Annotated in this window: 5 protein-coding genes; 1 reads left to right on the top strand and 4 read right to left on the bottom strand. The window is 62.6% G+C overall.

Features of this window, described 5'->3' with window-relative positions; genetic code table 11:
• Window positions 1-294: 294 nt before the first annotated feature.
• Complete coding sequence (locus F4Y38_02125; GenBank protein MXY48074.1) at window positions 295-537, bottom strand: acyl carrier protein; 243 nt, start codon at window positions 535-537, stop codon at window positions 295-297.
• Window positions 538-685: 148 nt separating this feature from the next.
• Between F4Y38_02125 and F4Y38_02120 the strand changes: the two genes are divergently transcribed.
• Window positions 686-2473 (top strand): hypothetical protein, encoded by a 1788-nt coding sequence (locus F4Y38_02120; protein ID MXY48073.1) that lies wholly within the window; start codon window positions 686-688, stop codon window positions 2471-2473.
• A gap of 15 nt (window positions 2474-2488) precedes the next feature.
• On the opposite strand, the gene F4Y38_02115 is transcribed toward F4Y38_02120, so the two are convergent.
• The 3 genes from F4Y38_02115 to F4Y38_02105 all read right to left on the bottom strand — a co-directional run bounded on the left by F4Y38_02115 (window position 2489) and on the right by F4Y38_02105 (window position 10402).
• On the bottom strand, window positions 2489-3430 hold the full coding sequence (locus F4Y38_02115; GenBank protein MXY48072.1) for an alpha/beta hydrolase: 942 nt from the start codon (window positions 3428-3430) through the stop codon (window positions 2489-2491).
• A gap of 186 nt (window positions 3431-3616) precedes the next feature.
• Window positions 3617-8839, bottom strand: coding sequence for a hypothetical protein (locus F4Y38_02110; protein MXY48071.1), 5223 nt, complete (start codon window positions 8837-8839; stop codon window positions 3617-3619).
• Window positions 8840-9286: 447 nt separating this feature from the next.
• Window positions 9287-10402 carry an aminotransferase class V-fold PLP-dependent enzyme gene (locus F4Y38_02105; protein MXY48070.1) on the bottom strand — a complete coding sequence of 372 codons (1116 nt, stop codon included), beginning with the start codon at window positions 10400-10402 and terminating at the stop codon, window positions 9287-9289.
• Window positions 10403-10529 lie beyond the last annotated feature (127 nt).

The raw sequence follows: 10529 nt of genomic DNA, 5'->3' as shown, positions 1-10529 counted from the left end.
GCCTACGATATCGGATTGCCGATATCAGCGGGCGGACTGTTCGCGGGTGAATCCCGTCGAAGACGCGCCCTGCCCGGTTATCCGTTCCAGCGCATGAGCTACTGGATCCGCTAAGCGCCAACAGCCCGGGCCACTGTGCGAACGACACGGTTGGCTGCGCCAACGGCCCGGTCGTCTGCCCCAAACGCGCGAAACCCGTCTGCGCATTCGTTGACGATGCTGCAGACGGGCTGGTATTTCGCGCGACGGTCGAAACGCGCGACATTCGAAACGCGCGACGGTCGTAAGGAATGCTCAGGCGGCGGCGTCCAGGCGGCTGACGAGTTCCTGCACCGTCTTGACGTCAACGCAATCCTGAGGGGAGAATTCCATGTTGAAATCCTCGGCGACAAGCTTTGCGAACGCAAGAATGTCCACGGAGGAAACGCCGGCCTCAGAAAGGCTGATGTTGAGATCATCCGGCAGCGCGATGGGCTGTCCGTCGACTTCCAGGTTGTCCTCGATGAGCTTCCTGATACGATCAGCGGTCGTAGCCATGGATGTCTTCCTTTCCTTAAAAAGAGCGAACAGTTACAGTTGTATAGGATTGCGGATAATAGTATAACGGCTGGCGATTTAAAAATCAACTGAACTTTCGGAAAAATCGAACGGACGTAGTGAAGGCGGCAGCCGGGAGAACATCCAGATGAGTTCTGGTGGATCCGACATCCGTTCAGGCTTGCGGTTTCAACCGGATGAACCGCCCCCGACGACGCTGGCACTCGGCCTGGGTCTGCAACTGGCCTTGTTGAATATCGCCGCGGTGATGATCATCCCGATGATCGTCATGCGGGCCGCCGGACAATCGGAAGACGCCGTCGCGTGGGCTGTATTTGCCTCGGTCGCGATCTGCGGCGCGACCACGATGCTGCAGGTCCTTCGCTTCGGCAGGATCGGTTCGGGCCATCTCCTGGTCATGGGCACGTCGGCGGCGTACATATCGATCTGCATCGAGGCGTTGGCGGCCGGCGGTCCGGCCCTGCTCGCCGTACTCGTCGTCGTGTCCTCCCTGGTTCCGATCGCCCTTTCGTGGCGGCTTTCGCTGTTCCAGCGCATCCTCACGCCCACGGTCGCGGGCACCGTGATCATGTTGATTCCCGTCACGGTGATGCCCGTGATGGGCGATATGCTGTCGGCGGCGCCGGACGGGCGGATGTCAACCGGCGCCGTCCTCAGCGCCGCGGCCACCGTGGCCGTCATTTCCGGATTGACTCTGAAGGGTCCCGCGAAGCTGCGTCTCTGGGCGCCGATCATCGGCGTGGCCGCCGGGTCCGGGGTCGGCGGTTTTTTCGGACTGTTCAACGTGGAAAGAATCGCCGGGGCGGACTGGATCAACCTGCCGGCAGTACAATGGCCGGGGTTCGACGTGGGTTTCGGGAGCGAATTCTGGGTGCTGCTACCGGGCTTTATGCTCGTGGCGGTGGTCGTCTCGCTCCGTACGATCAGCAGTTGCGTCGCCGTCCAGCGCATTTCATGGCGGCAGTCCAGGGCGGTCGATTTCAGATCGATACAGGGCGCGATGACCGTCGACGGCGTGGGATCTTTCCTCTCCGGACTCGCGGGGACCGTCCCGGGCACGACCTACACGACCAGCGTACCGCTTATCGAACTCACCGGCGTCGCCGCCCGGATTGTGGGGCTCTTCACCGGCGCCGCTTTCCTGGTGCTCGTATTCCTGCCGAAGGTGTTCGCCCTGGTACTGGCCATTCCGGATCCGGTCTTCGCGGCGTACTTCATCGTGCTGTTGGCGATGCTCTTCATCGTCGGGCTCAGGATCGTCCTCCAGGACGGGCTCGACAAGAACAAGGGCTTCATCGTGGGCGCCGCTTTCCTGGTAGGATTCAGCCTGCAATATGAGCTGATCTATCCGGAGTTCGTCTCGCAGTTCGCGGGGGGCCTGTTCCGGAACGGCATGACCGCGGGGGGCCTGGTGGCTATTCTCCTCAACCTGGCGCTCAGTGCCACCGGACACCGACGCTACCGGATGGAGACGGCACTGGACACATCCGCCCTGGCTGAAATCCGATCGTTCCTCGGGGACTTCGCCTCCCGGTCCGGCTGGGACGCGGCCATGGCCGGACGCCTCGACGCCGTCGCCGAAGAGACCCTGCTGACGCTCACGCATCAGGAAGAGCAGAAGGAACAGGGAGCGCAGGAAGAGCAGGGAGCGCGTCAGCGGAAGAGTCTGCGGCTCGTTGCATTCAGGGAGGAAAGCGGGGCGGTGCTCGAGTTCGTCGTTGCACCGAGGGGCGAGAATTTCCAGGACAGACTCGCCACGTTACCCGACGACGCCGACGAAACGTCCATCGATCAGGAAGTCTCTCTCCGGCTCCTGCGGCACCTGGCGTCTTCCGTACGTCACCAACAGTACCACGACACGGATATCGTCACAGTACGCGTCAAGGCCACGGCGACGGCAGATCCAGCTGGTTGACAAACTCCAGCCGTCTCAGGCCGAATGCAACAGGCGGTTGCTTACGAGAAAATCCCGGAGCAGCGATACGCATTCCTCCGGCTGTTCCAGGGGAAAGAAATGCGTCGTCTCGGGCAGGAAGTCGTAGTCTACTGTCACCATGTCGCGCAGGTCCAGGGTGGGCAGGTAGGAATAGGGGAGGGTGGGGTCCGCCCCGATGACTTTCGTCGGGCAGTCGAGTTCATCAAAATCCACAAGCACCGAATAGCTTCTCGAATAATCGATGATCTGGGCCTCGTATTCCCGAGGACACCGCAGTTCGAAACCGTCCCCGCTATCGGTCTGCCGCAGTGTCGTCTTCGCCATGAGTTCGCGGACCCCGGGGACGACGCGGACGAAGCCTGGCGAGTAGCTGAGAAGCTCCACGAAGTCCTCTTCCGTCTGGAACAAATGCCCGCGTCGCCTCGTGGCGGCGGCGACCTGTTCCGCGGCCGCGTCGAATTCGACCTGGCTGACCCCCGGCTTGCAGAGGGGCGGATCGAAGAGGACCAGTCCGGAGAAATCGATCGCCGGGCCCGACGACATCAGATCCTTGAAGGTCGAGATGGACAGCAGGGTGATCAATGCCGCGACGGAGTGGTAGACGCCGACTTTCGGCTTTTGACCGAACTGATCGTCGATGGCCTCGAGGATCAGGCGCTGGTCGTGGATCAACGTCGGCACGTCGTGTTTCTGCTGATCGCCGACGGTATTCCAGCCGTGATTCCGCTGGTCGTACAGGATCAGATCATAGTCGTCGGTGAGGAGAGACCAGAAGGGATAGTAAAGGTCTATGGCGAGTCCGTTGCCGTGGCTCAGGACGAGACGCGGGCCTTGCGGATTCCCGTGCCTGCGCAGCACGGTCACGGTCTCGTCGTCCAGGCGGACTTCACACGATGCGTGAGGATCGGGTACGATCCAGGTTTTGTCTTCAGTCATTTATCCCAAAATCGCCCTTTCGCCGATGCCTTGAATCAACACCCCTTCGAAATACAAAAACCAATGGACTCGGATGTGGCGTTAACGTATCTCTCGTTTCGTTGCTCGTCAAGCGCTAAAACTCAATACGTTTGAATACTTACTTGTAAGACAAATTCACAGTACGCGAAGCGATTATCGCGTGACTCAGAAGCTCATGCGTGCAACGAGACCGATGCGATGGTCGGATGCTCCGCGCCGGTCGACCCGCGCGCCGGAAAGTTCCAGGGATCCGGTACGCGACCCGATGTCCGCGGCGCCTATGCGGGTGCCCAGCCGCAACTGACGGCGTTCATCCCCGTCGAGGTAAAGGTCGCCGAAGGGGGTGAAGAGCACGCCCGTGGGCGATGAGGCGAGGCCGTAGCCCACCTCGGCCCGCATGGAACGGGCGCGGCTGCCGCCGCGCAAGGTGGAGTTGGCCAGGGGCCGTTCGCGCCACATCATGCCGGAGTCCGCGGTTCCGGCGCCCATGCGCGGCGCCACGGACATCGAAAGACCCCGGCCGTCCGCATTCGACCTCAGAAAGGCGACGAGCGAAACGCCATTCTCCCGGTATCCCTCGGCCGAATGGACCGCAAGGAAACGGCCCCGGGCATTAAGTCCGACGCGACCGCCGGTCAGGCGGAGTCCGCCGGAGACTTCGAGGCCCTGTCCGGTCTGTCCGTCGCCTCCGTCGTAGCGTCCTGCCACCTGTGCGTAGGGCGTAATGGTGGTTCCACCCGCGAGGGCGGTCGAACGCGACCCTTCCAGGCCGACGCGTATCCGCTGCACATCAGTCGCAATGTCGCTCAGCGCGGCCGATTCACTGTCGGAGGTGGAAAGGCGGAGCAACCCCGCGTCGCCCACCAGGTCGAGCCCCAGACCACCCGAGGAGGCCAGCCGGGACCGTGCGCCCAGCATGCCCATGCGCATGGACAGGTCGCTCGTGCCATCCTCCACCTCGGCTTCGCCGGCGCCAAATCCCACGATCGACCACACTTCCGTGAAACCGGTGGGGCAGGTCCAGCGCAAGTACGGCAGCACCGCGGTAAGGCGCGATTCCAGGCTGCCGCTCGCCACGGTAACGTCGTAGTCGGACTCGCCCATCGCGCGTGAAAGGGCGATACCCGCCAACCAGCTGCGTCCCGTGGCCACGTCAAACCCGAGATACGCCGTCTTGAGGCTTCCGTCGTAACTGGCATCCACGTCGGGTTCACCCTCGAAGTTCTGCAGGTCGCCCGCGCCCCAGACGGACCATCTGAGCCCGCCGCTGCCGGTATGATCCTCCAGCGCGTAGGAGAACGAACTCGACCGCAGCAGGTAGTCTCCGGTCGCGCCGCGGCGGCGTTCCGCACCCTGGAGCAACGCCATCTCCTTCGACGCGGTCTGCCGGCCGTGGCCGGTCAGTCCGGCCAGCGCCGTGATGCCCGATGCGAGTCCGCCGATCCTTCGGCCTCCCACGGTGATCTCCCGTCCGCCACCCGCGGTAAACCTGCCGCCTATGGTGGCGGAGACGCCGGACAGCATGCTCCGCCCCATGGCCGCCAGGATGTTCGTGTAGGCCTCCCGTTCCGCCGCGACGGCCGTGACGGTCACGCTCGCGGACACGCTGACCTCCCCCGCGGCGTTTCTGGCGGTGATCGAGACCGTAGCGGTTCCTTTGCGCACACCGGTCACGGTCAACGTGGCGGCTGACATGACGGCCTCGGCCACGTTGTTATCTGACGATGTGGCCGTGTAACTCAGGCTGGTACCGCTGAACAGCGAACCCGCGTCGACCGTCTCCGAATCTCCTGCTTCCAGGGTTACCGGCGACGGACTGCCGACTGTCGCCGGGGCATCATAGGAATCGTTCACCGAAATCGTGACGGAATCGAGGTCCACATCCTTGCTGCGGGCGGTAATGACAATCGTCTCCCCCCCGGATTCGAATACGGTGTCGTCCGCGACCGTGATGGTCAGTTCCGTCGACCCCTCCGTCTCCCCGGCGGGTATCGTGATGACCAGATCTCCCGTGACGCTGTAATCGTCGGCGGTGGCCGTGCCGGACAGAGAAAGGTCGATCTCCGACGCGATCCGAATCGGCGCGCTGGTCTGCGTGGCCGTCACCGTAACCGTCTGTACCCCGCCATCCTCCGTCAGCGTGGCGGGAGATACCGTCAGGACAATCTCCGGCGGGCCATCGGGTACAGGATCGTAGATTCCCGACCCTATGATGACGTTGATCGGGAGGACGCTTCCGTCCGCCCTCGGGAATTCACGTTTGAACTGGCGGGCGTAGCCCAACTTGGGGATGTCGGCGCTGTCGGTGTCGTCCGTGGGGTCGTCGAAGTAATACTCCACGAAGCCGCCTTCCGGGTTGCTTTTCGCCGCCTCGATGACCTGCGGCAGAATGAGTTCTCCGGTCACGACGTCCCGCACGGTCGCCACCAGGGGCCGAAGCTCGAACCGGTCCGGAAATGCGCCATGAACCAGGATCGTGTTGCTGGTGAGGTCCAGGACGTAGAGGTACACCGAACCATGCCGCCAGGGTCCGTTCGGATCCCGCAAGGCAACCCTGGATTTCGTGGAAGAGGCGCGACCTTCGGTCTCGAAGAGGTTGAGAAAGTACTCACCCGCTTCCCCGACGAAGGCTTTCAGGGTTGCCCGGTCCACCACCTCGCTGGCGGTAATGGCCGGGTCGCCGTAATCGATGACTTCTTCATCCAGGTGCGATTCGTTCAGGTCGAATCCCGCGAGCAACATGACCGGGACGCCAAGGTGCTCCGAGAAGTAGCTGCCGGCATGGCCGGAGGCGCCGGGTACCCCAAAGCGGGCCGCATCGAATGCACCGTCCGGTTCTTGCGACAAGAGGTTGTTGAGTGCGGCTATTGCGGGGCCTCGGATGGCGGGATCGGTAGATTGCAGCTTGGCCAGATCGGATGGCGAGACGCCCAGCGCGGTAAGGATCGCGGTATAGATCGAGGCTTTGAGGCGCCGTCCCGACAAGGCCATCTGCTTCGCGTGAACGTACACCCTGCGGTCGAGCGTCAGTTGCACGAGGTAGGTGGAGCCGGAACGGTAAGGCCCCCCTTCCTGTCTGATGAGACATAGATTGTACAGGTACACGCCATCGCCTAATTCCACGTCCAACCGCTCTCTGGCGGCCAGCGTGAAGTCCCTCAGGCTGGCGCTGCCGTCTTCCACCTGTTGCGCCGTCACAGCCGGGTCCGGTGAAGGCGCAACGCCAGTGGGGAGTGGACAGGGATCGGGTACGACCGTCACCGGCGCGCGCCCGTAAAACCCCGACCCGATGATGACGTCTATCGGGAGGACGCTTCCGTCTGGCCTCGGGAATTCACCTTTGAACTGGCGGGCGTAGCCCACCTTGGGGATGTCGGCGCTGTCGGTATCGTCGGAGGGGTCGTCGAAGTAGTACTCCACGAAGCCGCCTTCAGGGTTGCTTTTCGCCGCTTCGATGACCTGCGGCAGAATGAGTTCTCCGGTCACGACGTCCCGCACGGTCGCTACCAGGGGCCGAAGCTCGAATCGGTCCGGAAACGCTCCATGAACCAGGATCGTGTTGCTGGTGAGGTCCAGGACGTAGAGGTACACGGAGCCGTGTCGCCAGGGCCCGTTCGGATCCCGCAGGGCAACCCTGGATCTCGTGGATGAGGCGCGACCCTCGGCCTGGAAGAGGTTGAGATAATACCTCCCTGCTTCCCCGACGAAGGCCTTCAGGGTTTCCCGGTCCACCACCTCGCTGGCGGTAATGGCCGGGTCGCCGTAATCGATGACTTCTTCGTCCAGGTGCGTTTCGTTCAAGTCGAATCCCGCGAGCAGCACGGTCGGGACGCCAAGATGCTCCGAGAAGTAGCTGCCGGCATGGCCGGAGGCGCCGGGTGCACCGAACCTGGTCCCATCGAATGCGCCGTCCGGTTCTTGCGACAAGAGGTTGTTGAGGGCGGCTAATGCGGGGCCTCGGATGGCGGGATCGGTAGATTGCAGCTTGGCCAGATCGGCTGGCGTGACGCCCAGCGAAATCAGGATCGCCGTATAGATCGAGGCTTTGAGGCGCCGTCCCGACAAGGCCATTTGCTTCGCGTGAACGTACACCCTGCGGTCGGGCGTCAGTTGCACGAGGTAGGTGGAGCCGGAACGGTAAGGGCCCCCTTCCTGCCTGATGAGACATAGATTGTACAGGTACAGGCCTTGTCCTCTTTCCAGGTTCAACCGCTCTCTGGCGGCCAGCGTGAAGTCCCTCAGGCTGGCGCTGCCGTCTTCCACCTGTTGCGCCGTTACAGTCGGATCCGGGGGAGAAGCAACGCCGGCGGGGAGTGGACAGGGATCGGGGGCGACCGTCACGGGCGCGCGCCCATATAGGCCCGATCCGATGATGAAGTCGGCCGAAACGACGCTTCCGTCCGGTCTCCGGATTTCAGCGGCGAACTCGCGGGCGTAGCCCAACTTGGGGATCTCGGCGCTGTCAGTGTCGTCCGTGGGATCGTCGAAGTAGTACTCCACGAAGCCACCTTCCGGATTGCCCTTCGCCGCCTCGATGACCTGCGGCAGAATGTACTCTCCTGTCACGGCGTCCCGGACGGTCGGTGTCAGGGGACGGTACTCGAATTCGTCCGGAAACGCCGCGTGAAACAGGATCGTGTTGCTGTTGAGGTCCAGGACGTAGAGGTAAACGGAACCGTGTCGCCAGGGTCCGTTCGGATCCCGCAAGGCGAGCCTGAATTTCGAGCTGGCGGCTGCATCACCGGACTGCATGAATTCAAGCAGGTGCTCTCCCGCTTGCGAGACGAAGGCCTTCAGAGTTTCCCGGTCCACCACCTCCATGGCGGTAATGGTCGGGTCGCCGTAGTCGATGACTTCTTCGACCAGGTGCGACGCATTGATGTCGAATCCGACCAGCAGCACGACCGGAGAACCTATGTTGGGGTCCACATAGACGGCGGTATGGCCCGAGGCGCCGGGTATGCCTGGTGACAAGCCCGGAATAGGGACGGTCGCGTCGAATGCGCCGTCCGGTTCCTGCGACAATATGCCAAGGAGAGCGTTTAAGGCTTGCCCGGCGGTAGCGGGATCGGGAGATGCCAGGTTAAGCAGAACGGTTTGGGGGACGCCCAGGGAAAGAAGGATCGATCCGTAAACCAATGGGTTGAGTTGCCGGCCCGACAAGGCCATGTCCTTCGCGTGAATGTACACTCTTCCGTCGAGCGTCAGGCTCACGATGTAGGTGGAACCGGAACGCCAGATCCCATCCTCCTGCCTGACGATACATCCGATATATACCCCTTCCTCGTGGGACGCGGCCCCACGGGCATATTCCCTGGACCGCTCCCTCACGGCGAGCGCGAAATCCTTAAGGGTGGCGCTGCCGTCTTCCACCTGCCGGGCCGTCACAGCCGGGTCCGCAGGAGGCGTTGCCCCTTCAGGCAGTGGACAGGGTATCCGCGTTTGCGCATGTGCCGGGCGCACATCGGCAAAGGCGCCGTAGATTATGAGCAGGCCAGACACCACAACGAGGGCATTCAGGGTTTTCCAAATGACATGCTGTGTCATCGGAGGTCTCCTTCGAGAGTTTGAAGTGTGTGGCAGGTAATATTTCGCATCCAGCGTAACCAATCAGATCAATCCGGTGGTCCGGGCAAGGGAAATGATTCGTTTTTTTCTCAAAAGACGATCACGTCGAAAAAAGTATCAAGTTGAAAATAGTTTTATTACGAAAGCTTGCAAGGTATTTTCCGGCCGCGGGCAGGTCTTGGACAAGACTCTTTTACCCGGTTCGGCAAGGGTTTGGACGCGCGTGGTCCTGGCCAGGCCTGGACGCACGGTGTACCGACCGGGCCGCTACCCTGTCGTAAGCACCTCCCGGCACCGTTCGGCCACGATCCGCTCCTGTCCGTCCTGCAGGTTGTGGGGGTTGATGGAGAATCCATCCTCGCCCCGTTCCTGCACGATGATCCTGGGATGGCCGTCAAGCAGGGTCTTCACCGCGTCATCCCCGGTCAGACCGGCTTCCGGGCCGATGGTGACTTTGAGCTGGGGCACGGCGTAGGTTTCCTCCGGATCGAGCCGGCTGAGGGTGACGTGGGGTATTCCGCCCAGTTCCCCTTCGATGTACCGCACCTTTTCTTCCCAGGCCGCCGCGTCCGACGCGTGGTCCCGGTTCAGATAGATCTCGAGGGCCTTGATGAACGCGAAGATTTCCTCCCGGCTGACCTTCATCGGCCGGCCGACCGTGGCGAAGGGCGTCCCGTTCACCGCGCAGGCACTGATCAGGTCCCTCCGCCCGATAATGAGGCCGGTCGACTGGGGACCCTGGAGACTCTTGCCGCCGCTGAATATGACCAGGTCGGCGCCGGCTTCCGTGAACCGGGTCAGCGTGGACACCGGCGGACATTCCGAGGCGGCGTCGACGATGACGGGCACGTCGACGGCATGGGCCATGGCCACGGCCTGTTCCAGGGGGACGGCGTTGTCGTCCCTGAAGTTCTTGCCCAGGTAGAAGACCGCCGCCGTGCGCGTGCCGTCGCCGATGGCCGCCCGCATGGCCTCTACGGGCGGACCGTCCGAGTCGTCCAGCTCGATCAGTTTCGCGCCGGTCAGCCGGATGGCCTGGTCGTAAGCGATCCGATGCGTTTTCTGGACGACCACTTCGTCTCGCATCCCGGTCGTGTCCGGTAGCTGGCGGATCCGCTCCGGGTCGGTCCCGGTCATGCAGGACGCCGTGGTGATGACCAGGCCGCAGGCGGCGCTGGCGGTGACGTAGGCCGCTTCCACGCCGAGCATTCGGGCGACCTTCTCCCCGGCTTTCTCGTGCAGTTCGTCCAGGATACAAAACTCGCGGGAAGCCACGCGCATGGTCTCCATGATTTCCGGATCCAGAAGGGCGCCCCCGTAACGCGTGGCCGTACCGATGGCGTTGATGACCGGACGCACGCCGATGTCTTCATAGATGCCCATGGCTTCGAACCCTTTCGCAATGGCCGCAATGCATGTGTCCGGTCGGAAAACCCTTGTCCCGCCGGCAGATCGCACTGCATATTTCACTGTTGTCCCAAGAAATGTTTATATAGGAAATAGACGCCGC

This window comes from Gemmatimonadota bacterium (assembly GCA_009838645.1).
Classification (GTDB): domain Bacteria; phylum JAAXHH01; class JAAXHH01; order JAAXHH01; family JAAXHH01; genus JAAXHH01.
This window is presented reverse-complemented; position numbering and strand designations above follow the sequence as displayed.